This window comes from Ralstonia insidiosa, from assembly GCF_008801405.1.
Lineage (GTDB): Bacteria > Pseudomonadota > Gammaproteobacteria > Burkholderiales > Burkholderiaceae > Ralstonia > Ralstonia insidiosa.
In genome coordinates, this window is the sequence record NZ_VZPV01000001.1 from 1,128,172 (window position 1) to 1,151,873 (window position 23,702).

Below are 23,702 nucleotides of genomic sequence, written 5' to 3' on the forward strand. Positions count from 1 at the left end.
GGGCATTGTGACCAGCACCATCCTGACTGTCGTCGCCATCCTGATTGCGGTGATCGCCGTACTGGTGGCGTTCACGTTCTTGACCGCGCGCCGCGTGACCAAGGGGTTTCCGCCGGAAGGCAAGTTCATCGATGTCGATGGCGACCGCGTGCACTATGTCGATCAGGGCAGCGGCCCGGCCATCGTGTTCGTGCATGGCCTGTGTGGCAACCTGCGCAACTTCGCCTATCTCGAACTGGAGCGGCTGACGCAATCGCATCGCGTGATCTTGATCGACCGGCCGGGGTCGGGGCGCTCATTGCGTGGTGATGCGTCTCCAGCCAACGTCTATGCGCAGGCGCGCACGATCGCGCGGTGCATTGAAAAGCTTGGACTCGACAAGCCTGTGCTGGTGGGGCATTCGCTGGGTGGCGCGATTGCGCTGGCGGTTGGGCTCAACCACCCGCAGGTGATTCGTCGGCTGGCCTTGATTGCGCCGCTCACGCATGCAGAGAGCACGCCACCGGGCGCATTCAACGGCCTGGTGCTGCCGTCACCGCTGGTGCGCCGGCTGGTCTCGTGGACGCTGGCGATTCCCATGTCGATCATCAGTTCGCGCAAGGCAGTTGAGGCGGTGTTTGCCCCCGAATCCATGCCGCAGAATTTCCCGTTCAAGGGCGGTGGCCTGTTGGGGCTGCGCCCGCACGTGTTCTATGCCGCGTCGTCCGATCTGGTGTCGGCGCCGCAGGATCTGCCGGACATGGAGCGTCGCTATGCGTCGATGACGGTGCCGGTGGATGTGCTGTACGGCAAGGGAGATCGCATCCTCCACTACAAGCGCCAGGGCGAAGCACTCAAGCAGAAGCTCGACCGTGTGAACCTGCGCATCGTGGCGGGCGGCCACATGCTGCCGGTCACGCAACCTGCGTTGACCACGGATTGGGTGCTGGGGGTTGCGGCCTCCGAACTGGCGCCCACGCAAGGCGCCGCGCTGGCGGGCTAGGCGCGTAGTCGACACGGCAAAAGCCCCGTTGATGCGGGGCTTTGTTGTTTTTGTCGCCACCACGATGGGTGTAGCAAGCTTCACTCGTCAAAGTTCGGCCCGGATGTGCCGTTAAACACGGGAGCCCGCCCATTCCATGCGGCCTGTGGTCGCGTCCCCTGCGCGAGGGGTATCGCACCCGGACGATGTGCGCGGCACACTCCTCGCGGCCACGCAGCTGCGCGCAACCCTCGCCAAGAACCACCATGCTCATCAAGCTCGCTTCCGGCGATCTCCGGCTTGAAAGGCCCATCGACTTCGCCATCTACAACGCCGACGGCACCCTGCTTCTCCAGAAGGGGCAGGTGGTCACGTCCGAGGTTCTGCTGCAGCGGTTGTATCGCCTCGGCTATCGGCGCAACACGACACATGCGGGAAGGTTTGGGCTGAAGCCTGAGCATGCGTCGGCTGCCGAGAAGCGTGTGTCAGCGGCAGAAGGTGCGGAGGATGCCGAAGCGGCCGCATCAGGCAATCGTGTCGACCCACCACTCGGCAAGTCTTCCACGCTACCGAACCTGACGCAAAAGGTGGAGTTCTTCCACCTGACAACAGACGATGGCAAGGACGCGCCGCCGCCCGTGGAATTGGTGGGCGTGATCCCCGGGCAGGCGCTGATCGTGCAATGCGTGGCCGAAGGCGGCGCACCGACACTGAAGGCGGGCGTGACCTATCAAGCCAGGCTTTTTACCGGATCACGGCTGTTCAAGTTTTTGACGGAATTGCTGCCGGAAGCGGCAGGTCCGTTCGGCTGCTACTTCCTGCGCTATCCAGAGGCCGTTGCGCAGGCGCTTGTGCGCAGGCAGCAGCGCGTGACCACCACGTTCTCGGGCGAGTTGTCTTCGGGTGAGTATCAGCGTGCCGCTGTTGACGTGGTGGTAGAGAACGTCAGCACCATGGGCGCAGGTGTGTCGGCCAAGGAGGATTTCCTGATCGTGGGTCGCACCGCGCGGCTCAGGGTCGATCTGGCTATCGAGCACCGTGTGCGGCCCATCACCGTATTCGTCGAAGTGCGCAATCGCCGGCAGGACGGCGAGCGCTTCGTCTACGGCCTGGAGTTCTCCCGGATGCCCGAAGAAACGCGGCGCGATATCAAAGATTTCGTGCTGGAGAGCCTGGCGCTGCAGTAAGGCGTGCTGCGCTGGTGCGCAGACAAACAAAAGGCCGCTATTACGCAAGGAATAGCGGCCTTTCTTACATCCAGCGGCGAATCGGGGGGCGTTTCCCAATTTGACAAAACCCCGATCTTTCATCAACAATTCGGTCCGAAAAATGTCAGTCGATTGATAAGAAAGAGGCGAGAATAGCGCCTCGTATTCGCCCTAAACTGGCAGTCCACCTGCAAAAGCTTGAGCTTGAGGATGATGGGGCTGCTGCAGTCGTTCTCATAATACGAAGCGCTGATCTGAACGGATCCCATTGGGAAGACGGAACGTATGAAAGCCAAGGAAAGTTTCATCACCGCATTGTTGCTGCTACTTCTAGCGCCATCGATGTCCTTTGCGGATGCTATCAATGGGGAGCGAATCTTCTTGAAGCGATGCGCTATGTGCCACGGAGTCGATATCAAAGGCACAGGACCTCTGGCCAATAAAAGCGTCCCTCCCACGCCGGATCTCACAACGCGTGCGTTCAAGAAGCGCTTGATCGATTATCCGGGCGTCATCGTGTCGTCCGTCATACTCCGGCCAAACGGGGATCTAATTCCAAAGACATTGCGAGAGAATGGAGTCAAGTTGGCTCCATTCACATGGACGGTTAAAGATTTTCGTGATCTGAATGAGTATATGACGGGTGTCATTTCAAAAACGAATTGACCGCATCGCAGGGCTTCTTTTCGAGATCATCCAAAAGGGGTTCGGGGCAGAAATCAGCGTTAAAAAAGCACCTCAAGGGGTGCTTTTTTAATGCCATCAAATGGATGCAAATGATGCGCAAGTCGTACGCGCCGCGGCGTGACTTGTACAGCCGGCAACTTGCGCGTGGGGATGCCCAACCAAGTAACCTGCCGGACGAGAAAAAGGCTCTGCAACCTGTTGATTGCAGAGCCTTTTTGAAGATGGTGGCGAATCAGGGACTCGAACCCCGGACCTGCGGATTATGATTCCGTCGCTCTAACCGACTGAGCTAATTCGCCGAAGAAACGAGATTCTACAGCCTTCGGCGAATCTGTCAAGCCCCTTGATTCGTCATGTTGCTCAGTCGTTCTTGTAGATGTCCACGTCCTTGGTTTCGCGCACGAACAGCACGCCGATCACGAAGGTGATGGCCGCGATCCAGATCGGGTACCACAGGCCGTGGTAGATATTGCCGTTCTGCGCCACCAGGGCGAACGAGATGGTCGGCAGCAGCCCCCCGAACCAGCCGTTACCGATGTGATATGGCAACGACATCGACGAGTAGCGGATGCGTGTGGGGAACATTTCCACCAGCATCGCCGCGATCGGGCCGTAGACCATGGTCACGTAGATCACCAGGATCACCAGGATCACCAGCACCATGACCGTGTTCATCTGCGCCGGATCGGCCTTGGTCGGGTAGTTGGCGGCTTTGAGCGACTCGCTCACCTGCTTCTTGAAGTCGGCGATCTTCGCCTTGCTCTCGGCGTCGAAACTCTGGCCGTCCGCTGTGCGGCTGGCGTTGAGTGAGGCGATCTGCTTGCCTGCGATTGTCACCGAAGCAACCGTACCGGCCGGGCCTTCCACCGTCTCATAGCTAGCCGACGATTGCGCCAGCGTGCGCTTGGCGATGTCGCACGACGAGCGGAAATCCACCTCGCGGGCGATCGGGCTGCCCTGGAACGAGCACTCCTTCGGGTCGACCGTGATGGTGATCTGCGCGGTCTGCTGGGCACGCTCCAGCGCCGGGTTGGCGTAGTGCGTGAGCGCCTTGAACAGCGGGAAGTAGGTCAGCACCGCCAGCAGGCAGCCGGCCATGATGATCTTTTTGCGACCGATGCGGTCCGACAGCGAGCCGAAGAACACGAAGAACGGCGTGCCGATGGCCAGCGCCACGGCAATCAGCACGTTGGCCGTGAACGCGTCCACCTTCAGCACCTGCGTGAGGAAGAACAGCGCGTAGAACTGGCCCGTGTACCACACGACAGCCTGGCCGGCGGTCAGGCCGATCAGCGCCAGGATCACGATCTTCAGGTTGCGCCATTGGCCGAAGGCTTCCGTCAGCGGGGCCTTGGAGGTTTTGCCCTCGGCCTTCATCTTCTGGAACGCCGGCGATTCGCTCATCGACAGGCGGATGTACACCGACGTTGCCAGCAGCAGGATCGACACCAGGAACGGGATACGCCAGCCCCAATCGTCGAACGACTTGCCGGTCAGTTCACGCACCACCAGGATGACGACCAGCGACAGGAACAGGCCCAGTGTCGCCGTGGTCTGGATCCACGACGTGTAGGCACCGCGGCGGCCGTGCGGCGCGTGCTCGGCCACATACGTGGCGGCACCACCGTACTCACCGCCCAGCGCCAGGCCCTGCAGCATGCGCAGCGCGATCAGGATGATCGGCGCGGCCACGCCAATCGTGCCGTAAGAGGGCAGCAGACCGACGATGAACGTCGACGTGCCCATGATCACGATGGTGACCAAGAACGTGTACTTGCGGCCGATCATGTCGCCCAGCCGGCCGAACACCAGCGCGCCGAACGGGCGCACCAGGAAGCCGGCGGCAAAGGCCAGCAGTGCAAAGATGAAACCCGCCGTTGGATCGAGGCCCGAGAAGAACTGCTTGGCGATGATCGCCGCCAGTGAGCCGTAGAGATAGAAGTCGTACCACTCGAACACCGTCCCGAGCGACGAGGCGAAGATGACCTTCTTCTCCTCCTTCGTCATGGGCGCAGGCTGGACACGCCCGGCGGGCGCGTTCGGTGCACTTTGCACGGTTGCCATGTTGTCTCCTGTTTTCGTAGGTCGTCCCGCTGGGCATGGACACGACAACGCAAAGCAATCGCCCGCGGAATTGTGAACGATTGTGGAAAGCGAAACTTACTGCGTTCTGACACGAACGCCCTGTCAACAGGGCAATTTCGTCGGGGTATACACGAGGATGTGCGCGTTGCGTTGCAGCGCAATTCGCTGCTTCAGCGCATCAAATGGAAGGCGGTGGAGTGGGCTCAGCGGCTTCGTGCTGCGATGCCTCGTCATCCTGCGATGCAGCATCCGCTGCGCGGTTGGTGCGCCACGCATACAGCACGGTGATCAGCACGTAGACGATGGGTGCGCCCTGGCCCGCCACCCAGTAAGCGAATGGCCAACCGAAGAAGCGCATCGACAGATCACGCGCGAAGAATGCCACCACATAGGTGACGACAAACCACACCCCCAACAGCGCGGCGATCCAGCGCATGTTGGCGACCCAGCGTCGGCGTGCGGGTGTTCCGGGCGTGATGCTCATGCGGTGGTGTCCCCATCGGGTGCGCTGCGATGCAGCGTGATGCGAAAGCGCGCGCCCGCCAGGCGTGGCGATGCCTGGTAGACGTTGTCGAGCACCTCGATGTCGCCGCCGTGCTGCTGCACGATCTCACGCACGATGGCCAGGCCCAGCCCGCTGCCCTCGGCCTGCGTGCCGAGAATGCGATAGAAGCGCTGCATCACGCGTTCACGTTCCGCCACGGGGATGCCGGGGCCGGTGTCGTCCACGTCAATGAAGACGAATGGCTCGAACGGTGCCGTGGTCACGCGCACCGTGACATGGCCGCCGTCAGGCGTGTAGCGGATGGCGTTGTCGAGCAGGTTGTTGAGCATCTCGGCCAGCATCGTCGCGTTGCCGGACGTCATGACCGGCGGTCCGGGCTCTTCGAAGCCGAGGTCGATCTGCTTGGCCCACGCCTTCTGCAGCCAGTCGGCCACCACCTGCCGCGACAGCGCACAGATGTCGAGCGGCACCAGGACATCGGTCGCGCCCATGTTCTCCATGCGCGCCAGCGAGAGCAGTTGCTTGACGAGGTGCGCCGTGCGGTCCGAGCTGTCGGCGATGTGGGCGAGCGTGCGGCGCAACTCGTCGGGCGACTGTTCGCGCTGGGCCAACTCGGCTTGCATGCGCAGGCCGGCCAGCGGCGTTTTCATCTGATGCGCGGCATCGGCAATGAAACGCTTCTGCGTCTGCACGGATTGCTCCAGCCGCCCGAGCAGGTCGTTGAACGATGCCACCAGCGGTGTCAGTTCCTGCGGTGCGGCGCCTTCGTCAATGGGGCTGGTATCGCCCGGGTTGCGCGCGCGAATGCGCTCCTGAATCGCATTGAGCGGCGCCAGCCCGCGCGTGAGCCCGAACCACACCAGGATGACCGCCAGCGGCAGGATCACGAACTGCGGCAGGATCACGCCCTTGATGATTTCGTTGGCCAGTTGCGCACGCTTGTCGAGCGTTTCTGCCACCTGCACCAGCGCGGGTTTGCCGCCGGTCATGCCGGGGCGCTGCACAAACGTATACGCCACGCGGATCTCTGCGCCATGGATATGGTCGTCGCGCAATTGCACGAGGCTGCCGGCATTGGCGTCTTCTTCCGGGGGGAGCGGCAGGTCGCGATCGCCCGAGACGAACTCGCCGCTCTCGCCGAGCACCTGGTAATAGATGTTGTCGGTCTCATCCGCGCGCAGGATCTCGCGCGCGGAGATCGGCAATTGCAGCGTCACGCGCCCGTTCACTTCGCGCAGTTGCTGGCTGAGCACGATGGCGCTTGATTCCAGCGCGCGGTCGTAGGGCGCATTCGCAATGGACTTGGCCACAAGGTACGTCACCGCAATGCTCATCGGCCAGAGCAGCAACAGTGGCGCGAGCATCCAGTCGAGAATCTCGCCAAACAGCGATCGGGCGACGGGCCCGGTGGCGTCGTCTTCGAGGTGGGGGAGGGTATCGGCGAGGTCGCGGTCGTCAGCCTGGGGGGCAACGCCGGGGCGCGGTGCGCGCGGTATCCGGTGGCGACGCCACGGCCAGGCCAGCCGATCAGCCATGGGCGGTGGCTGAGGTGGCGGGGGCGGCAGCGCGCTCCAGGCAATAGCCCAACCCGCGCACGGTGGCAATGCGGATGCCCTCCACCTCGATCTTCTTGCGCAAGCGGTGGACGTACACCTCGATGGCGTTGTTGCTGACCTCTTCGCCCCAGCCGCACAGGTGGTCGACCAGTTGCTCCTTCGACACCAGCCGGCCCGCGCGCGCCAGCAGGATCTCCAGCAGCCCGATCTCACGCGCCGACAGGTCGATCATCTGGTCATGGATATAGGCGATGCGGCCGACCTGGTCGAACGCCAGCGGGCCGTGCCGGACGAGCGTGGCGCCGCCGCCCGTGCCGCGCCGGACCAGCGCACGCACGCGTGCCTCCAGTTCGGACAGGGCGAAGGGCTTGGCCATGTAGTCGTCGGCGCCCAGATCCAGGCCCTTGACGCGGTCTTCCACGCTGTCTGCGGCGGTCAGGATCAGCACCGGCAGCATGGCCCCGCGCGAACGCAGGCGTCGGAGCACCTCCAGCCCTGACAGGCGCGGCAACCCCACGTCGAGGATCAGAAGGTCATAGGTCTGGGCCGTTTGCGTGGCAAGCGCCGCGTCGGCGGCGGCCCCGTCTTCGGCCCGGTCGACGGCATAGCCGGCCTGGCGCAGCGAACGGGTCAGCCCGTCGGCCAGGGTGGCGTCGTCTTCGGCTATCAGGATGCGCATGCGTGTCTCCCCGCGATGCTGAGCAGGGTGTCTGGCCTGCCCATCCCGCCCGCTACATTATTTTCACGCGTGTTGTTGCGCAATCGCTGCGCTGGAGGCTTGTCAAAACCACTGGTTTTTTATACAGTACTCCGAACTCGCGGTGCTGTAGTCTTGGCGGCGCTAAAGTATCGAGATTGGTTCCAGCGTCAGGCCGTGCAGCGGATCTGCTGTTGCGAACAAACGCAGGAATCATCGGCCCTTGCGGCCCATTTATACACCAAATCGCACGAAGGACGACCATGGAAGACGGCAAGAAGGCAGCCACGATGAGCGCAGAAAAGCAGAAGGCGCTGGCTGCCGCGCTCGCGCAGATCGAAAAGCAGTTCGGCAAGGGCTCCATCATGAAGATGGGCGATGCCGAGGTGGAGCTGGTCCAGGTCGTGTCCACGGGCTCGCTGGGGCTGGACGTGGCGCTGGGCGTCGGTGGTCTGCCGCGCGGCCGCGTGATTGAAATCTATGGTCCGGAATCGTCCGGTAAGACCACGCTGACGCTGCAAGTGGTTGCTGAGATGCAGAAGCTGGGCGGCACCTGCGCATTCATTGACGCAGAACATGCACTGGACGTCACTTACGCTGACAAGATTGGCGTGAGCGTGCCGGACCTGCTGATCTCCCAGCCCGACACCGGTGAACAGGCCCTGGAAATTGCTGATGCGCTGGTGCGCTCGGGTTCGGTCGACCTGATCGTCATCGACTCGGTGGCCGCGCTGGTGCCGAAGGCTGAAATCGAAGGCGAAATGGGCGACGCGCTGCCCGGCTTGCAAGCCCGTCTGATGAGCCAGGCCCTGCGCAAGCTGACCGGCACCATCAAGAAGACCAACTGCATGGTTATCTTCATCAACCAGATCCGGATGAAGATCGGCGTGATGTTCGGCTCGCCGGAAACCACCACGGGCGGTAACGCGCTCAAGTTCTACGCGTCGGTGCGTCTGGATATCCGCCGCATCGGCTCGATCAAGAAGGGCGATGACGTGGTCGGCAACGAAACTAAGGTCAAGGTTGTGAAGAACAAGGTGGCGCCGCCGTTCCGCGAAGCCATCTTCGACATCCTCTACGGCCAAGGCGTGTCGCGCGAAGGCGAAATCATCGACCTGGGCGTCGAGGCCAAGATCGTCGAGAAGTCCGGCGCCTGGTACAGCTACGGCGGCGAGCGCATCGGCCAAGGCCGCGACAACTGCCGCGAATACCTGCGCGAGAACCCTGACTTGGCCCGCGACATCGAGAACAAGGTTCGCGAAGCACTGGGCGTGACACCAATGAGTGCTGTCGTGGCGGCCGCAGTCGAGGTCGAGGAAGAGTAATTGGGTTGGCCGCCGGCGCAGATTGGCGGCTCTATCGAGCTTCATACGCCTGCCGTTCCCCAACGGCGGGCGTTTTTCTTTGGGGTGTGAAGCCACATGCCGTTGCCCCGTCAACCGCTATCACTCAAGGCGCGCGCGCTGGGCTATTTGTCCCGGCGCGAGCATAGCCGTGCCGAACTGCGCCGCAAGCTGGCACCGCATGCGGAATCTGCGGAGGAAGTGGATGCGCTGCTGGACTGGCTGGAAGGCGAGAATTGGCTGTCCAATGCACGCTTCGCTGAAAGCGTGGTGCACCGCCGGGCGAGCCGCTACGGTACCGCCCGGCTGATGCAGGAACTGAAAACGCACCAACTCGGCGAAGAAACGCTGGGTGAGGTGAAGGCCCAACTGCAGAGTACCGAGGTAGCGCGGGCCAAGGCACTTTGGGATAAGCGCTTCGGCCGCACACCGGCTGATCTGGCCGAGCGTGCCAAGCAAGTCCGCTACATGATGGCGCGCGGATTCTCTCGTTCGGTGGTCTCGCGCATCATTTCGGGCGCAGATGAATTGCTGGATGGCGGTGATGAATCCGACTGAACGTCGGCGATCTCTCGACAATTTGCGCGGACAATCCGTTTGCGTGCCGATCCAAGAGGTTGCACCTCAGGCGGTCGTTGCAACCCATCCAGCACCGCATTGCAGCATACGACGCAGTACAGTCGTAACGACGTGTTAAAATCCAAGTCTTTGATACCGTCCTCTACTTCGGTTGCAGGACGGGTTGTGTTCGTGTGTGGCGGCTGATGCGCTGCTGCAGACGTCCCGTAGGCGATGCGCGAGATCCGCGTGCGCCGCCTCCATCGGTCCTATCGGTCTGTCTGGTCCATGCCTCTGTCTGCTCCCGTCCCGCGCGTCATGCGCCACCGCCGTGCCATCACGGTGGAGGCCTATTTGCGGGAAGACGGCCTGTGGGACATCGAAGCGCGCCTGACCGACACCAAGCCTCGCGATATCCCGCTGGCCAGCGGCGGCGTCCGCCCGGAAGGCCAGCCGCTGCATGACCTGTGGCTGCGCGTGACCATCGATACCCGCATGAACGTCGTGGACGCTGAAGCGTGCTCCGACTGGGTGCCGTACCCCACACATTGCGACACCATCGGTCCGGCCTACCGCAAGCTCATCGGCCTGAACCTGATGAAGGGTTTTCGAAAGGCCTCGCGTGAGAGACTTGGCGGCGTGGCGGGCTGTACGCACCTGACCGAGCTGTGCGGCGTGCTGCCGACTGCCGCCATCCAGGCGTTTGCGGGCGATGTCTTTCCGGTGCGCGACAACTCCAACGACCTCCGACCGATCGAGCCCGACGAAAAGCCGCCTTACCAACTCCACGGCTGCCATGCCCTGCACTTCGAGGGCGAGGTGGTCCGTAAGCATTATCCGCGCTGGTATGCCTACCAGCCCGAGACCAAGATCCAACCGCCACGCACCGAGCTGTCGCCAGAGCCCTCGTCCTGAAGGGCGCCGCGCTGCTCGCGCGCTTTTTTCGATCCTTAACATTCATCACACTCACTCTGCCTAGCAAAGGAAACACGCATGAATATCCATGAGTACCAAGGCAAGGAAATCCTGCGCAAATACAATGTGCCGGTTCCGCGCGGCATTCCGGCCTTCTCGGTCGACGAGGCTATCAAAGCCGCTGAAACCCTGGGCGGCCCGGTGTGGGTCGTGAAGGCACAGATTCATGCGGGCGGCCGTGGTAAGGGCGGCGGCGTGAAGGTTGCCAAGAGCATCGACCAGGTCAAGGAATACGCCAGCAGCATCCTGGGTATGACCCTGGTGACGCACCAGACCGGTCCGGAAGGCAAGCTGGTCAAGCGCCTGCTGATCGAAGAAGGCGCGGACATCAAGAAGGAACTGTACGTGTCGCTGGTGGTGGACCGTGTGTCGCAGAAGGTCGCGCTGATGGCCTCGAGCGAAGGCGGCATGGACATCGAAGAAGTCGCTGAATCGCACCCGGAAAAGATCCACACGCTGATCATCGAACCGTCGACCGGCCTGACCGATGCTGACGCTGACGACATCGCCCGCAAGATCGGCGTGCCGGACGCGAGCGTTCCGCAAGCCCGCCAAGCCCTGCAAGGCCTGTACAAGGCATTCTGGGAAACCGACGCTTCGCAAGCGGAAATCAACCCGCTGATCCTGACCGGCGACGGCAAGGTCATCGCGCTGGACGCCAAGTTCAACTTCGACTCGAACGCGCTGTTCCGTCACCCGGAAATCGTGGCCTACCGCGATCTGGATGAAGAAGACCCGGCCGAAATCGAAGCCTCGAAGTTCGACCTGGCCTACATCTCGCTCGACGGCAACATCGGCTGCCTGGTGAATGGCGCTGGTCTGGCCATGGCCACGATGGACACCATCAAGCTGTTCGGCGGCGAGCCGGCCAACTTCCTCGACGTGGGCGGCGGTGCCACCACCGAGAAGGTGACCGAAGCCTTCAAGCTGATGCTGAAGAACCCGGACGTAAAGGCCATTCTGGTCAACATCTTCGGCGGCATCATGCGTTGCGACGTGATCGCCGAAGGCGTGATCGCTGCGGCCAAGGCTGTGTCGCTGTCGGTGCCGCTGGTTGTGCGCATGAAGGGCACGAACGAAGACCTCGGCAAGAAGATGCTGGCTGACTCGGGTCTGCCCATCATCGCCGCTGACACGATGGCAGAGGCCGCCGAGAAGGTCGTGGCCGCAGCCGCCGGCAAGTAAGCCGCCCGCTGACCCAACCATACGCGAACGCGAGCAGCGCCCGTTGAACATGACGGCGCGGCTCGCTGCATAAAAGGATTACAGCATGTCGATTCTGATCAACAAAGACACCAAGGTCATCACCCAGGGGATCACCGGTAAAACCGGCCAGTTCCACACCCGCGGCTGCCGCGACTACGCCAACGGCAAGGCCGCCTTCGTGGCAGGCGTGAACCCGAAGAAGGCTGGCGAAGACTTCGAAGGCATTCCCATCTACGCCACCGTCAAGGACGCCAAGGCACAAACCGGCGCCACCGTGTCGGTGATTTACGTGCCGCCCGCAGGCGCCGCTGACGCAATCTGGGAAGCCGTCGAAGCCGAACTGGATCTGGTGGTTTGCATCACCGAAGGCATCCCCGTGCGCGACATGATGATGGTCAAGGACAAGATGCGTAAGGCCGGCAGCAAGACGCTGCTGCTGGGCCCGAACTGCCCGGGCCTGATCACGCCGGACGAAATCAAGATCGGCATCATGCCGGGTCACATCCACCGCAAGGGCCGCATCGGCGTGGTGTCGCGCTCGGGCACGCTGACGTACGAAGCCGTGGGCCAGCTGACCGCGCTGGGCCTGGGCCAGTCGTCGGCTGTCGGTATCGGCGGCGACCCGATCAACGGTCTGAAGCACATCGACGTGATGAAGATGTTCAACGACGATCCGGAAACGGACGCCGTGGTCATGATCGGTGAGATCGGCGGTCCGGACGAAGCCAATGCGGCTTACTGGATCAAGGACAACATGAAGAAGCCGGTGGTGGGCTTCATCGCTGGCGTGACCGCGCCTCCGGGCAAGCGCATGGGCCACGCCGGCGCGCTGATCTCGGGCGGTGCCGACACCGCGCAAGCCAAGCTGGACATCATGGAAGAGTGCGGCATCAAGACCACCAAGAACCCGTCGGAAATGGCGCGTCTGCTCAAGGCGATGCTGTAATCGGCAAGGTTTGAGGTTGTGCGAGAACGGGGGCTTCGGCTCCCGTTTTTGTTTGGGCGCGACGGTTTGCGAGCGATGCAACATGCGCGCCGTGCACGACCTGTGTATAAGCAAAGACGTGGTCTCTTGCCTGTTATCCCTCTCCAACAAAAAGATCCTCGGGAACATTCATGGTGCTTACGTCCAGCGCATTCTGGTTTGCGCTTGGTTCCATCATCTTGACCAATATCGTGCTGTCGGGCGACAACGCGGTCGTTATCGCCCTAGCTGCGCGCAATCTGCCACAGCGGCAGCAGAAGCAGGCGATCTTCTGGGGCAGTGCCGGCGCCATCGTGCTGCGTATCGTGCTGACGATCCTGGCCGTCAAGTTGCTCGCGTTGCCTTATCTGAAGACGATCGGTGCTGTGCTGCTGGTCTATATCGGCATCAAGCTGCTGGCCGAAGCGGATGAGGGCGACGCGCATGATCGCAAGCAACGGGATGGCCTTTGGCCTGCTGTCCAGACCATCCTGATTGCCGATCTGGTGATGTCGCTCGATAACGTGGTCGCCGTGGCCGCAGCGGCGGAGAAGGGGCCGCCGGGCACGACTTTCCTCCTGCTTGTCCTGGGCCTCGGGCTGTCGATTCCGTTCATCGTCTTTGGCAGCACGTTGCTGGTGAGCGTGATGGCGCGGTTTCCGATCATCGTCACGCTGGGCGCCGCGCTGCTCGGTTATTTGGCCGGCGACATGCTGGTCACGGACCCTGTCGATGCTGCGTGGTTTGCGTACTCGGTGCCATACGCGGATGTAGTGGTTGGCTGCGCCGGTGCGCTGATCGTGGTCACCGTCGGCTGGTGGCTGAGCCGACGGACGTTGCGGCAGGCCTAATCCGAACGAATCCCCCCGAAAGTAGGTGATGACGCGATCTGTCTGAAAATCTGTCAAGAATGGTCAGATTCGCGGCTAAATTTCCATCAAGGTGCGCCAGTTTTTCGCCCGAAAACGCAGTGTGTGCCTTGGCATAGTCCCTGCACCGTGGCCTCCCACAACAAAATGCCTTTTGGGGATAGGTCATGGGCTTCAAGCACAGCAGGGGAACACGGCGCCGAGCGCACGGCTTTACGCTGATCGAGCTGATGATCGTGGTGGCGATCGTTGGGATCTTGGCGGCGATTGCGCTGCCGGCGTACAACAACTACCTGGTCAAATCGAAGCTGACCGAAGCGACGACGACGCTGGATGCTGCGCGGGTCGCGGTGAACGAAGCGTATTCGTCTAGCGGCGGCGCGTTTCCGAGTACAAATTCGCCGCCCATCATCACCCAGGCGGTGGCGAGCAACGCGCAGTATGTCACGGCCATCAAGTACAACTATCCAGGAACGGCTTCCAGCGTTGGTGTAGTCGTGACGCTTGGTAAGACGGGCATCCCGCAGATCGATGGTCACTATCTCGGTATGTTCGGCATCGGGCAGTCCGATGGAACTGTGGTGTGGACCTGCGGCACTGCGCAAACCGCGAATGACTACGCGGTGGGGGCTGCGGTTCAAACCATGTATTCGTATTTGCCGGCAGCGTGTCAAAACTGAGAGGCGCAAGGCGGGGCTAGTCTGCACACCGAGTGTTTGGTGCGGGCGACGAGGTAACTCGCCGCCCGTTTTGCTTTGATCCCGCCCGGGAGGCACGAGACGAAGTCGCGGGTCTGCCGTCTTTTTCGCCCAATCACGAGCGGTTCACAGAAGCATCAAGATATCAGCAAAATTGTGGATCAATAGTCACAAAACTAACGACTTCTGTCATGTGGTGTCAAGAATTGTCATTTGATGCTGCGCGTTTTGCCTAGTTTGGGCCTGTTTCTGGAGTGCGAATGCGGGTTTTGCGGCTGGCACGATCCCTGCTTTGTAGAACCCGCATCATCTTTAACCACACATTTCCGGGGGATTTCATGAAGTCGATGCGTATCAACAAGCGTGTCCAAAAGGGTTTCACGCTGATCGAATTGATGATCGTGGTCGCGATCATCGGTATCCTGGCTGCCATCGCGCTGCCGGCTTACAACAACTACATGGTCAAGTCGAAGCTGGTTGAAGCGACGACGGATCTGGATGCGGCCAAGATTGCCGTGACCGAGGCATTTACCTCTGCAGGTACCGGCGCATTCCCGAGCGCCTCGCCGGTCGCACCGCTGGCTAGCAACGCCAAGTATGTGCGGGCTGTTAGCTATGCCAACAACGCCAGCCAGGTCTCCGTTGTGGTTCAACTGAGCATGCCGGGTACCTCTCAGATTGACCAGAAGTACCTGGGTATCTTCGGCGTTGGCCAGGCTGATGGCACGGTGTCCTGGACGTGCGGCACCGCCACCGCCACTGCAACGGCTCCCGCCTCGCAGGCTTCGATGTACCCGTACCTGCCGGCAGCTTGCCAAAACTGATCAGGCTGTAGTCTCTGGAAGGGAGAGGGCGCTTTGGCGCCCTTTTCTTTTTGCTGTTGTGGTCGTGTATCGAGATGTGGTGTGCGCAATTGTTCGCGCCACGCATTTCCCTTGCGCTATATTGCCAAGCTTTGCCTCGAGGTGTTTGGCATCTCCTCGCGTGCAGTCGCAATAATCCAGCTTGACTGACGTTCCTATGCTTCGATCTCGCCTTCCATTGCTGCCCGCGTGGGTGTTGCTTGCATTGTGTGCAACCGCCCCCTATCTGGTCGCGTTGCATACCTATCCGCTGCCGACCTTCTACAGCGAGTACGTGGCCAGCGGCTGCTGGACCGCGCTCGCACTGGTGTTGCTGGCCACAACGCGGTTTCAGCTGGGCAATTTGCCGCGCATTGCACTTGCACCAGCGTTGTTGATTCTGGCGCTTTTTGCGCAGATGGCATTTGCACCGCCGATCAACCCGTTCTTCACCATCGCTGCGACGCTTTGTTTGTTGGGAGCAATCGTCGCCTGTGTTTTGGGAGCACGTTGCCGCGACATTCCCGGAGCTGTCGACGCCATCGTGCTCGGGTTCATGCTTGGCGGTTTGCTGACGTTTGCCATCGAAATTGCTCAGTTACTTCGTATTACCAGTTTGCCGCTCGATGTCATGACGCCTGACTTGTCGACGGGCGAGCGGCGCCTCTGGGGCAACCTCAACCAGCCCAATCATGTGGCCTCCTATCTCGCGATTGGGATCGCGGGATGCATGCTGCTGGCGCGCAAGTATCGCCGGTGGATGATCCCGCTGGCGATCATCGCGATTGCCTTTGAGGCGGGGATGGTGCTGACGTATTCCCGCACGGCATGGCTGCATTTGGCCGCCATAGGGTTGCTTGCGGGCTGGGTGATCTACACCTCTGAAGAGGGGCGATATCGCGCATTGAAGGCTGCCTTGCCGATGGTTGTGCTTTTCGTTTCCTTCGTGCTTTGCAGTGAAGTCATTGCGTACGCCAACGTTACGTGGCATCTCGACCTCCCGACCTCCTTGGGCCAGCGCATGGAGCACGGCGTATCGGACCGTATTCCGCTCTGGCGGCACGCGTGGCACATGTTTGTCACGCACCCGTGGTTCGGTGCGGGTTGGGGAGACTACGCTTGGAACCAGTACACCCAGACGGAAATCGTTGGGCCGGTCATTCTTTCGATGAATGCCCATAACATTGTTCTCGACACCCTCGCAAAAGCCGGTGTCGTGGGGCTGCTTGCCCTTGTCATCCCCTTTGCTGGCTTCCTCTATCGAGTCGTCAAGCGACAGAACACGCCGGAGCGCGCGTTTTTTCTTGCGATTATTCTGATCCTGGCAGCGCACTCAATGCTTGAGTACCCACTTCACTATCTGTTCTTCCTTCTGCCGTTTGCCTTTGCGCTGGGCTATGTTGATGAGTCGCCCCTTCGCTACCCCTCGGTGCGGATGGTGTCGCTCCTGACAGGCATTTTCGGCGTTGGCGTCGCGGCATTGATGGTCCCCTTGTGGGGGGACTATCATGCCGTCGAGCGATTGAGCTACAACGTGGACCGAGAGAAGAGTGCCGACGTTTATCGCGCGCGCGGCGGGAACATCTACGCGCCCTATGGACAGCTCGCGATCGCGTCGAACTGGATTGTCATCAAGCCGATGGCACATTCGTTAGCCGAGCTCGAGCTTCAGGTGATCCAGTTCTACCCAGGCGCTGCGCCGATCCAACGCTATGCGCTCTCTCTTGCCTACCTTGGCAAGACTGACGAGGCGGTGACGCAGGTTCGCCGACTCCATCTGCAGTATGTCGAAGATTATCCAAAATGGTCTGCCTATCTCACCGAGTCCTGCGCCAAGAACCCACCGGATCTCAAAGTCTTTTGTGATCGCATTAGGGCTGAGGGGCTTCTGGTTGAAAAGAAATCAGAGGTTTCTGAGAAGTAGCTAAGCGATAGATAATCGAATCAAGCGCCATCTTTGATGGCGCTTTTTTTTGTTGGGATCAAATATCTGATCGGCAACTATCAAAATTGATTGCATCTAATGTCGATGCTGAGATGTTCGCTTAATCTTCCTTAACTCGGTTGCCCGCGAATAATGCAGGCATTTTCTGAGTCATTTCAACTATCAAGGAGAAGACAGTGAACATGAAGTATCGGATGGCTAGGCATCGCGAAGCAGGTTTCACACTGATTGAGCTCATGATTGTCGTTGCCATCGTTGGCGTTCTGGCCGCGATCGCTGTACCTGCCTATCAGGACTACATTGCACGTTCCCGTGTTACGGAGGGGCTGACATTGGCCTCGGCCGCCAAGGCGTTGGTTTCTGAGAATGCCATTGCCGGTGTGGCGCTAGACCAGGGCTATGCCTCTGATACCAAAGCGACAAAGAGCGTTGAGGCAAGAGGTATTGCCATTGATGCATCAACAGGTGAAATTACGATCGCCTATGCGAGTAACGTCGCCCCGAATGGTCAAAATACCGTGGTTCTCAAGCCAACGGCAAATGATGCTCCATTGGGTGGTGAGAGCCGGCCTGTAGGCCCCATCCGTTGGGATTGTTATGCAAAAGATGCCAAAGTTCGCGCAGGCTCTGTTTCGTTGGTCGGCTCTCCAACACTTGCAGCGAATCTCGCTCCCTCAGAGTGCCGCTGATCTGGCGCACGCAGAAAAAAAAGAGCGTCTTCAGGACGCTCTTTGTATTGGCGAGGTAAGCGTGCGCTACTTCGCCACCCAATCCCCCGACTTCCCCCCGTGCTTCTCCATCAACCGCACATCCCCAATCACCATCCCCCGATCCACGGCCTTGCACATGTCATAGATGGTAAGCAGCCCCACCTGCACGGCGGTTAGCGCTTCCATCTCCACGCCAGTCTGCCCACGCGTCTCCGCGCGGACGGTGCAACGGACAGTGTGAGCCGCTTCATCCAACTCAAACTCAACCGCCACCTTGGTCAACGCCAACGGATGACACAGCGGAATCAGGTCAGACGTCCGTTTCGACCCCTGAATCGCCGCAATGCGCGCAATCCCCAGCACGTCGCCTTTCTTGGCCGTGCCGTCGCGCACCAGCGCAAAGGTATCGGGCAGCATGCGGATCGTGCCGGTAGCCACCGCCACGCGGTGCGTGACAGCCTTGTCGCCGACGTCAACCATATGGGCTTGTCCGGCGGAATCGAAGTGGGTGAGTTGCGACATAAGTAACCGCAGGATTGCGGGGCAGAAGACGAAGCGTTTTATGATAGCAAGCGCCCGGCGGTTCCCGATGCCGCCGGGCTGATCCTGCACACTGCGCTTTCCGTATGACGCATTTCCTCTCCCGGCCGCGCGCACGCAAGCTGACGGCCGTTGTGTTGTTGTCGACGTGGCTGGGGCCATTGCCTCTGCCTGTGCTGGCGCAGGTGCCGGCTTCTGCGCCGGCGGCTTCGGCCAATCTGGGGCTCGGTTCCGCTGCCCAGGCAGACCAGGTGCAGAGCAACCTGAACCGCAGCGTGCAGATTGGCCGCCAGTCGCCGTATCTGCAGAAAGACCCGACCGTCATTGACGCGCCAACGTACGAGTTGCCCGACATGGGCGATCCGTCCACAGCGGCGCTGTCGCCGGACATGGAGCGCCGGTTGGGCGACCGTGTGATGCGGGAGATCCGCCGTGATCCGGATTACGTGTCCGATCCGCTGCTTGGCGATTACCTGAACACCATCGGCTTCAAGCTGATTGAGGCGGCGCGCCGGCAGCACGTGGCGGGCAGCACGTCGTCGTCGAGCTTCGAGCTGTTCGCGGTGCGGGACCCGGCCATCAATGCGTTTGCGCTGCCGGGTGGCTATATCGGCGTGAACACCGGCACGTTGGTGGCCACCGAGAGCGAGTCGGAGCTGGCTTCCGTGCTCGGCCACGAAATCGGCCACGTGCTGCAGCGGCATATCGCGCGCGGCATCGACAAGTCGGGCGAGTCGATGTGGATTGCGTTGGCGTCGCTCCTGCTGGCGGGCCTGGCGGCCACCAAGAGTGGCGATGCTGCGCAGGCGCTGGCCATCGGCGGGCAGGCGGCAGCGGTGTCGAACCAGCTTTCGTTCTCGCGCAGTGCCGAGCGTGAGGCGGATCGTGTCGGCTTTACGCTGCTCACCGGCGCCGGTTATGACCCGGAGGGCATGCCGGACTTCTTTCGCCGTATGCAGCGGGTCACCAACATTGCGGATACCGGTGTGGTTCCCGGTTATGCGCGCACGCACCCGCTGACCGGTGAGCGCATCGCCGACATGGCAGACCGCGCGCGTGGCCTGCCGCACCCGCGCCAACCGCGCCGGCCGGAGTTCGGTTTCGCCAAGGCGCGTGCGCGTGTGCTGCAGGAAACGTCGACCAGCTCCTACATCGATGTGCGCAATGCCATGCAGTCGCAGTTGTCTTCGGCACCGGATGCGCCAGTCGAGAAGCGCGCTGCGCTGTGGTACGGCATTGCGGTGGCCAACCAGATGGCGGGCCGGCTGGAGGAGGCCGAGCAAGCGCTGCTGGAGGCGCGTCGCCTGTACGGCAACATCCCCGGCATCACGTCAGGCAGCGTTGATCTGGACGTGACGGCCATCGAGTTGGCGCGTGCCCGCAACCGCATGCCTGAGGCGCTGACCTTGGCGCGCGCGGCACTTGTCGCGTATCCGCTATCGCGCGCAGTTGGCCAGACCTATGCGCAGACGCTGCTGGCAGCCGGCCGGATTGATGACGTCATTCCGTATCTGAAGGACAAGACCCGCGAAGACACCGCGCAATCGATCTGGTGGGACATGCTCGCGCGTGCCTATGCCGATAAGGGCAAGCGCCTGGAGCAGCACCGCGCGCTGGCCGAGAAGTACGCGCGTGACGGTGCGTGGGGCTCAGCAGTCGAGCAACTCAAGCTGGCGCGTGAAGCGGGCGATGCGGATTTCTACACGCTGTCCGAAGTCGATGCGCGATTGCATCAGATGGAGCGGCAGTACAAGGAAGAGAAGGCCGAGGATAAGGCGCTGCCGAAGTAGGGTGGCACACGCAGTCGCCTCGCATTGCTACGGTGCGGGATGCGACACGAATCCATAGCGCCGTGCGACTTCTGCGCGACGAATCGGCTCGATGTCGAACGTGCGACTGTCGATGGTGAGTGTGCCGAGTGCGGCGCCGCACGCCTGTCCATGCCATTGCGCGAGCGACGAGAACGGCTCCAGGTCGTGGTCGTGCAGCACGGCGATGGTGTCTTCTGCATCCCACCCCGCCACGCGGCCAGACAGCAGCACGTTGCCTTGTTCATCGGCAAAACAGCCGGTGGGCGCGAAGGCCGCGCCTGTTGTGGTGGTGAAGCTAGGGACTGCGCCATCCGCCACCAGCCGGACAATCCACGGCGTGTAGTCCAGTTCCACAAACACGCGTTGCGGCCCGTTCTGAAAGAACCACTGCCCCGCATCATCGTGCGCATAGTTGCGGACGATGAAATCGATGAGCGATGGGTGGCGTATCGGGTCGCCTGAGAGCTTGTTGGCCTGTGCAAACTCGTTGCGCATGCGCCATTGGCCCCGTCGGTCCAGCGCCAGCCAGCCGAAACAGTTCGGCACGTTTGGCCACTTGGCCATCGCCTGGCGGACGATGTCATCCATGGGAATCCAAGCCCCCGGCCTGCGGCTGGCGACCGAGCACGTCATCAAAGAAATGCAGCACGCGTGCGGGCATCCAGTCGATGCGGCCGGTCATATGGCGCTGGCCGCCGTCGTGGCGCAGCAGGAAGCCGACGTGGCCGCCATGTTGCGGCTGGTCGAGCACGACGTCGGGTGAGACGTCGGCGGGGCCGGGCAGGTGCTGACCCGGCAGGAACGGATCGTTGCGCGCGTTGAGCACCAGCGCCGGCACGCGCACATCGCGCAGGATCGGCTTGGACGACGCACGCGTCCAGTAGTCGAGCACGTCGCGATAGCCGTGCAGTGGCGCGGTGACGAGGTTGTCGAATTCGCTCAGGTTGCGCGAGGCCAGCATGGCAGCCCGGTCGTACAGACCAGGGTGCTGGTCGAGCTTCGCGCTGGCTTTTTCCTTGAGCGTGCGCAGGAACATGCGCGTGTACACCATGTTGAAGCCACGCGACAGCGCCGCGCCACCAGCACGCATGTCCAGAGGGGCGGAGACCGTTGCGGCGGCGCTCAGGTGCCGCGCGCCGGTGCCGTGCTCACCCAGGTAGCGCAGCAGCGCATTGCCGCCCAGCGAGATGCCCACGGCCAGCAACTTGCGGCCCTGGGGCTCGCAGACCGTCCGGTAGATCCGCTCAAGAATCCATGCGATTTCAGCACCGTCGCCGCAGTGGTACATGCGGGGTGCGCGGTTCATCTCGCCCGAGCAGCCACGGAAGTGCGGGATCACGCCGGGCCAGCGGCGCGCGCGCAGCGCATCCATGAGCAGGCGCGCGTAGTGGCTGCGCGAATCACCCTCCAGGCCGTGGAACATGACGACGAGCGGCGCGTGGGCATCGGTGTCATGCGTCGTCCAGTCGAGGTCGATGAAGTCCTGGTCGGGTGTGTCCCAGCGCTCGCGCCGGTAGGTGATGCGCGGAAAGCGCCAGAGGCGCGCCGGCACAATCGTCTGCGCATTGCCGCCGATCAGCCACCACGGCGAGCGGAACGCGTGCGGCTCGAACGGCCCCGCCAGCATGGCGCCGAGGTTCAGTTCAACGGGGGCAGCTTGGCGGAGCGGGCGATTCATCGTGACGATGCAACTGCCACGCCGGGGTGGCGCGGCTCAGTGCAGGGAGTGCGTGGCGCTGGAGATGGAGGCGGCCACACGTTCTTCCGCCGCCTGGCTGGAATGCACGTGGGCGATGCGCCAGCCTTCGTGGTTCTGCATCAGCACGTAGGTCGTGTGCACGTACAGATCCGCTTCGGTGGCGGTGGCCGAGAAGCGCAGCGCTTCCGTCGATTCGAAAATCGACACGCCCAGCGAGGAGTGCACCTGCTGGCTGAGGCATTCGATCCAGACAGGGTTCTTCTCGACCAGCGCATCCAGGCAGCCACGCAGTTGCTCGTGGCCGTGCAGGCGCTGGCCGTCGGGCAGGATGAAGCTGACGGAATCCTCGTCTAGCCACAGCCGGAGCGCGCCATCGGCATCGCGGCGCTTGAGCGCATCGCGATAGGCTTCGAGGATGTCCTCGGCGGCTTCGAACAGGCGGGCAAATCGTGGCATGGCGGCTGGACGTTCAGGGAAGGACTGCGGACAAGCGTTACGAATCTATGCCGGCTGCAACAGCCGGCGCAACTCATGAAACACCATCTCGGGGCCGATGTCGCGCAGGCAGCGCAAGTGGCCCAGCGGGCATTCGCGCGCAAAGCACGGACTGCACTCCAGATGGAGCCACATGATACTCGCAGCGGGCGACAGGGGCGGCGTATGGCGCGGATCGCTGGAGCCGAACACGGCCACCTGCGGGCGCCCCAGGGCTGCGGTCACGTGCATCAGGCCCGAGTCGTTGCAGATGGCGGCTTCGGATCGGGCGAGCAGTTCGATGGCCTCATCCAGCGAGGTCTCACCGCACAGGTTGCGTACGAACGGCGCGCGCTCGACGATGGCGTTGGCCATCTCACGGTCCTTGCCCGAACCGAGCGCGACGATTTGCGCATACGGGAACGAGCGGCGCAGCATCTGCGCAAGCTCGGCAAAGTGCTCGGCGGGCCAGCGCTTGGCGGGGCCGTATTCGGCGCCGGGGCAGAAGGCGACCAGGCGCGCATTGCCGGGAATGTCGAACTTGGCCGAGGTGGCGGCCACGCGCTGCACATCAACGTTCAGCTTCGGGTCGGGCAGGGCGTCGGGCAGTTTGGCGCCGGGTTTGAAGGCCAGCGCCGCGTAGTGCTGCACCATCGGCGGACGCGCGTTCTTGGGCGGATTCGGGTAGCGCACGTTCAGCACGCCCAGGCGCGATTCGCCCTTGTAACCGATGCGCAGCGGAATGCCGGCCAGCCAAGGGATCAGCGCGCTCTTGAACGAGTTCGGCAACACGTAGGCCGCATCGAACGTCTCGTTCTTGAGTTGCTGGGCGAACATCGTGCGGCTGCCGAGTTGCAGCTTGCCGTGCGCGAGGTCGGTCGGCAGCACGCGGGCAATCTCGGGCATGCGCGCGAGCACCGGCGCCACCCACTTGGGCGCGATGGCGTGGATCTGCGCGCGCGGATGCCGCGCCTTGATCTGCGCAAACAGCGGCTGCGCCATCAGTGCATCACCGATCCAGTTCGGAGCGACGACGAGGATTTTGCGCATCATCCCCTCGCCTGACGTGCCGGGCATACGTTGCGACCGGCGTCGTACTGCGTGTGAAGACGGCTCAATGGTGGCCCTTCAGTTCAACGCCGGGAGCCAGCTTGTAGACGGTGCCGCAATACGGGCACTTGACCTCGCCGGTGTCGGCGATGTCGAGGAACACGCGCGGGTGGTAGTTCCAGGCCGGAGTCTTGGCGGTCGGGCAGTGCAGCGGCAGGTCGTCTGCGCCGATTTCGATGGTGGGTGCGGTTTGCGTGGTCATGATGAGTAGGAGTGCCGGCGCGGTCTGAACAGGTCAGCCGTGCCTTGGTCTGGGCCG

24 protein-coding genes and 1 tRNA gene are annotated in these 23,702 nt (G+C 62.1%); 14 read left to right on the plus strand and 11 right to left on the minus strand.

What is annotated here, in order from left to right; translation table 11 throughout:
- Positions 1-7: 7 nt before the first annotated feature.
- The 3 genes from F7R11_RS05465 to F7R11_RS05475 all read left to right on the plus strand — a co-directional run bounded on the left by F7R11_RS05465 (position 8) and on the right by F7R11_RS05475 (position 2,835).
- Positions 8-982 carry an alpha/beta fold hydrolase gene (locus F7R11_RS05465; protein WP_064801766.1) on the plus strand — a complete coding sequence of 325 codons (975 nt, stop codon included), beginning with the start codon at positions 8-10 and terminating at the stop codon, positions 980-982.
- A 245-nt stretch (positions 983-1,227) separates the two neighbouring features.
- A complete protein-coding gene (locus tag F7R11_RS05470; protein WP_064801768.1) occupies positions 1,228-2,148 on the plus strand; it encodes a PilZ domain-containing protein in 921 nt (306 codons plus the stop codon).
- Positions 2,149-2,454: 306 nt separating this feature from the next.
- On the plus strand, positions 2,455-2,835 hold the full coding sequence (locus tag F7R11_RS05475) for a c-type cytochrome (protein WP_064801770.1): 381 nt from the start codon (positions 2,455-2,457) through the stop codon (positions 2,833-2,835).
- Between the two features lie 243 nt (positions 2,836-3,078).
- On the opposite strand, the gene F7R11_RS05480 is transcribed toward F7R11_RS05475, so the two are convergent.
- From F7R11_RS05480 to F7R11_RS05500, 5 genes are all read right to left on the minus strand, one after another.
- Positions 3,079-3,155 (minus strand) — tRNA-Met (locus F7R11_RS05480).
- Between the two features lie 61 nt (positions 3,156-3,216).
- Positions 3,217-4,920 carry an MFS transporter gene (locus F7R11_RS05485; protein WP_021196599.1) on the minus strand — a complete coding sequence of 568 codons (1,704 nt, stop codon included), beginning with the start codon at positions 4,918-4,920 and terminating at the stop codon, positions 3,217-3,219.
- Between the two features lie 199 nt (positions 4,921-5,119).
- Positions 5,120-5,425 carry a DUF4212 domain-containing protein gene (locus F7R11_RS05490; protein WP_064801772.1) on the minus strand — a complete coding sequence of 102 codons (306 nt, stop codon included), beginning with the start codon at positions 5,423-5,425 and terminating at the stop codon, positions 5,120-5,122.
- A complete protein-coding gene (locus F7R11_RS05495; RefSeq protein WP_064801774.1) occupies positions 5,422-6,981 on the minus strand; it encodes a sensor histidine kinase in 1,560 nt (519 codons plus the stop codon). Before F7R11_RS05495 ends, F7R11_RS05490 begins: the two co-directional genes overlap by 4 nt.
- Complete coding sequence (locus F7R11_RS05500) at positions 6,974-7,681, minus strand: response regulator (RefSeq protein WP_064801776.1); 708 nt, start codon at positions 7,679-7,681, stop codon at positions 6,974-6,976. The genes F7R11_RS05495 and F7R11_RS05500 overlap by 8 nt, the downstream gene beginning before the upstream one ends.
- A 281-nt stretch (positions 7,682-7,962) precedes the next feature.
- On the opposite strand from F7R11_RS05500, the gene recA reads away from it, so the two are divergent.
- The 10 genes from recA (at position 7,963) to F7R11_RS05550 (ending at position 17,788) form a co-directional block, all read left to right on the plus strand.
- Entirely contained in the window at positions 7,963-9,024 is a 1,062-nt protein-coding gene (gene recA, locus F7R11_RS05505; protein WP_064801778.1) for a recombinase RecA, read from the plus strand.
- Positions 9,025-9,120: 96 nt separating this feature from the next.
- Positions 9,121-9,600: a recombination regulator RecX gene (gene recX, locus F7R11_RS05510; RefSeq protein ID WP_064801780.1), complete on the plus strand. Its 480-nt coding sequence runs from the start codon at positions 9,121-9,123 to the stop codon at positions 9,598-9,600.
- A gap of 288 nt (positions 9,601-9,888) precedes the next feature.
- Positions 9,889-10,515 (plus strand): DUF2889 domain-containing protein, encoded by a 627-nt coding sequence (locus F7R11_RS05515; protein WP_064806164.1) that lies wholly within the window; start codon positions 9,889-9,891, stop codon positions 10,513-10,515.
- A gap of 78 nt (positions 10,516-10,593) precedes the next feature.
- Positions 10,594-11,760, plus strand: a complete 1,167-nt coding sequence (sucC, locus tag F7R11_RS05520) for an ADP-forming succinate--CoA ligase subunit beta (protein ID WP_064801782.1) — start codon at positions 10,594-10,596, stop codon at positions 11,758-11,760.
- A gap of 85 nt (positions 11,761-11,845) precedes the next feature.
- Positions 11,846-12,727, plus strand: a complete 882-nt coding sequence (sucD, locus tag F7R11_RS05525; RefSeq protein ID WP_021196607.1) for a succinate--CoA ligase subunit alpha — start codon at positions 11,846-11,848, stop codon at positions 12,725-12,727.
- A gap of 170 nt (positions 12,728-12,897) precedes the next feature.
- Positions 12,898-13,596 (plus strand): TerC family protein, encoded by a 699-nt coding sequence (locus tag F7R11_RS05530; RefSeq protein ID WP_064801784.1) that lies wholly within the window; start codon positions 12,898-12,900, stop codon positions 13,594-13,596.
- 185 nt (positions 13,597-13,781) lie between these two features.
- A complete protein-coding gene (locus F7R11_RS05535; protein ID WP_064801786.1) occupies positions 13,782-14,294 on the plus strand; it encodes a pilin in 513 nt (170 codons plus the stop codon).
- Positions 14,295-14,650: 356 nt separating this feature from the next.
- Positions 14,651-15,136 carry a pilin gene (locus tag F7R11_RS05540; protein ID WP_064801788.1) on the plus strand — a complete coding sequence of 162 codons (486 nt, stop codon included), beginning with the start codon at positions 14,651-14,653 and terminating at the stop codon, positions 15,134-15,136.
- Between the two features lie 196 nt (positions 15,137-15,332).
- A complete protein-coding gene (locus F7R11_RS05545) occupies positions 15,333-17,078 on the plus strand; it encodes a PglL family O-oligosaccharyltransferase (RefSeq protein ID WP_064801790.1) in 1,746 nt (581 codons plus the stop codon).
- Between the two features lie 203 nt (positions 17,079-17,281).
- Positions 17,282-17,788: a pilin gene (locus F7R11_RS05550; protein WP_082932770.1), complete on the plus strand. Its 507-nt coding sequence runs from the start codon at positions 17,282-17,284 to the stop codon at positions 17,786-17,788.
- 66 nt (positions 17,789-17,854) lie between these two features.
- Here F7R11_RS05550 and moaC read toward each other — a convergent pair whose 3' ends face one another.
- Positions 17,855-18,331, minus strand: a complete 477-nt coding sequence (moaC, locus tag F7R11_RS05555; protein WP_064806166.1) for a cyclic pyranopterin monophosphate synthase MoaC — start codon at positions 18,329-18,331, stop codon at positions 17,855-17,857.
- A 104-nt stretch (positions 18,332-18,435) separates the two neighbouring features.
- Between moaC and F7R11_RS05560 the strand changes: the two genes are divergently transcribed.
- Positions 18,436-20,139, plus strand: a complete 1,704-nt coding sequence (locus F7R11_RS05560) for a beta-barrel assembly-enhancing protease (RefSeq protein ID WP_064801792.1) — start codon at positions 18,436-18,438, stop codon at positions 20,137-20,139.
- 27 nt (positions 20,140-20,166) lie between these two features.
- Here the strand turns inward: F7R11_RS05560 and F7R11_RS05565 are convergent, their stop codons facing one another.
- The 5 genes from F7R11_RS05565 to F7R11_RS05585 all read right to left on the minus strand — a co-directional run bounded on the left by F7R11_RS05565 (position 20,167) and on the right by F7R11_RS05585 (position 23,645).
- Positions 20,167-20,748 (minus strand): DUF2946 family protein, encoded by a 582-nt coding sequence (locus F7R11_RS05565; RefSeq protein WP_064801794.1) that lies wholly within the window; start codon positions 20,746-20,748, stop codon positions 20,167-20,169.
- Positions 20,741-21,838 carry a YheT family hydrolase gene (locus F7R11_RS05570; RefSeq protein ID WP_064801796.1) on the minus strand — a complete coding sequence of 366 codons (1,098 nt, stop codon included), beginning with the start codon at positions 21,836-21,838 and terminating at the stop codon, positions 20,741-20,743. The genes F7R11_RS05565 and F7R11_RS05570 overlap by 8 nt, the downstream gene beginning before the upstream one ends.
- A 36-nt stretch (positions 21,839-21,874) precedes the next feature.
- Complete coding sequence (locus F7R11_RS05575; protein WP_021196618.1) at positions 21,875-22,315, minus strand: YybH family protein; 441 nt, start codon at positions 22,313-22,315, stop codon at positions 21,875-21,877.
- Positions 22,316-22,360: 45 nt separating this feature from the next.
- Positions 22,361-23,386: a lipopolysaccharide heptosyltransferase II gene (gene waaF / locus F7R11_RS05580; protein ID WP_039600698.1), complete on the minus strand. Its 1,026-nt coding sequence runs from the start codon at positions 23,384-23,386 to the stop codon at positions 22,361-22,363.
- A gap of 61 nt (positions 23,387-23,447) precedes the next feature.
- On the minus strand, positions 23,448-23,645 hold the full coding sequence (locus F7R11_RS05585; RefSeq protein ID WP_048934100.1) for a zinc-finger domain-containing protein: 198 nt from the start codon (positions 23,643-23,645) through the stop codon (positions 23,448-23,450).
- Positions 23,646-23,702 lie beyond the last annotated feature (57 nt).

Excerpts from the sequence above, each read along its gene's own strand:
- F7R11_RS05470 (WP_064801768.1), top strand. The coding sequence starts at position 1,228 with ATGCTCATCAAGCTCGCTTCCGGCGATCTCCGGCTTGAAAGGCCCATC.
- F7R11_RS05475 (WP_064801770.1), top strand. The coding sequence starts at position 2,455 with ATGAAAGCCAAGGAAAGTTTCATCACCGCATTGTTGCTGCTACTTCTA.
- F7R11_RS05485 (WP_021196599.1), bottom strand. The coding sequence starts at position 4,920 with ATGGCAACCGTGCAAAGTGCACCGAACGCGCCCGCCGGGCGTGTCCAG.
- F7R11_RS05490 (WP_064801772.1), bottom strand. The coding sequence starts at position 5,425 with ATGAGCATCACGCCCGGAACACCCGCACGCCGACGCTGGGTCGCCAAC.
- F7R11_RS05495 (WP_064801774.1), bottom strand. The coding sequence starts at position 6,981 with ATGGCTGATCGGCTGGCCTGGCCGTGGCGTCGCCACCGGATACCGCGC.
- F7R11_RS05500 (WP_064801776.1), bottom strand. The coding sequence starts at position 7,681 with ATGCGCATCCTGATAGCCGAAGACGACGCCACCCTGGCCGACGGGCTG.
- recA (WP_064801778.1), top strand. The coding sequence starts at position 7,963 with ATGGAAGACGGCAAGAAGGCAGCCACGATGAGCGCAGAAAAGCAGAAG.
- recX (WP_064801780.1), top strand. The coding sequence starts at position 9,121 with ATGCCGTTGCCCCGTCAACCGCTATCACTCAAGGCGCGCGCGCTGGGC.
- F7R11_RS05515 (WP_064806164.1), top strand. The coding sequence starts at position 9,889 with ATGCCTCTGTCTGCTCCCGTCCCGCGCGTCATGCGCCACCGCCGTGCC.
- sucC (WP_064801782.1), top strand. The coding sequence starts at position 10,594 with ATGAATATCCATGAGTACCAAGGCAAGGAAATCCTGCGCAAATACAAT.
- sucD (WP_021196607.1), top strand. The coding sequence starts at position 11,846 with ATGTCGATTCTGATCAACAAAGACACCAAGGTCATCACCCAGGGGATC.
- F7R11_RS05530 (WP_064801784.1), top strand. The coding sequence starts at position 12,898 with ATGGTGCTTACGTCCAGCGCATTCTGGTTTGCGCTTGGTTCCATCATC.
- F7R11_RS05535 (WP_064801786.1), top strand. The coding sequence starts at position 13,782 with ATGGGCTTCAAGCACAGCAGGGGAACACGGCGCCGAGCGCACGGCTTT.
- F7R11_RS05540 (WP_064801788.1), top strand. The coding sequence starts at position 14,651 with ATGAAGTCGATGCGTATCAACAAGCGTGTCCAAAAGGGTTTCACGCTG.
- F7R11_RS05545 (WP_064801790.1), top strand. The coding sequence starts at position 15,333 with ATGCTTCGATCTCGCCTTCCATTGCTGCCCGCGTGGGTGTTGCTTGCA.
- F7R11_RS05550 (WP_082932770.1), top strand. The coding sequence starts at position 17,282 with ATGAAGTATCGGATGGCTAGGCATCGCGAAGCAGGTTTCACACTGATT.
- moaC (WP_064806166.1), bottom strand. The coding sequence starts at position 18,331 with ATGTCGCAACTCACCCACTTCGATTCCGCCGGACAAGCCCATATGGTT.
- F7R11_RS05560 (WP_064801792.1), top strand. The coding sequence starts at position 18,436 with ATGACGCATTTCCTCTCCCGGCCGCGCGCACGCAAGCTGACGGCCGTT.
- F7R11_RS05565 (WP_064801794.1), bottom strand. The coding sequence starts at position 20,748 with ATGGATGACATCGTCCGCCAGGCGATGGCCAAGTGGCCAAACGTGCCG.
- F7R11_RS05570 (WP_064801796.1), bottom strand. The coding sequence starts at position 21,838 with ATGAATCGCCCGCTCCGCCAAGCTGCCCCCGTTGAACTGAACCTCGGC.
- F7R11_RS05575 (WP_021196618.1), bottom strand. The coding sequence starts at position 22,315 with ATGCCACGATTTGCCCGCCTGTTCGAAGCCGCCGAGGACATCCTCGAA.
- waaF (WP_039600698.1), bottom strand. The coding sequence starts at position 23,386 with ATGATGCGCAAAATCCTCGTCGTCGCTCCGAACTGGATCGGTGATGCA.
- F7R11_RS05585 (WP_048934100.1), bottom strand. The coding sequence starts at position 23,645 with ATGACCACGCAAACCGCACCCACCATCGAAATCGGCGCAGACGACCTG.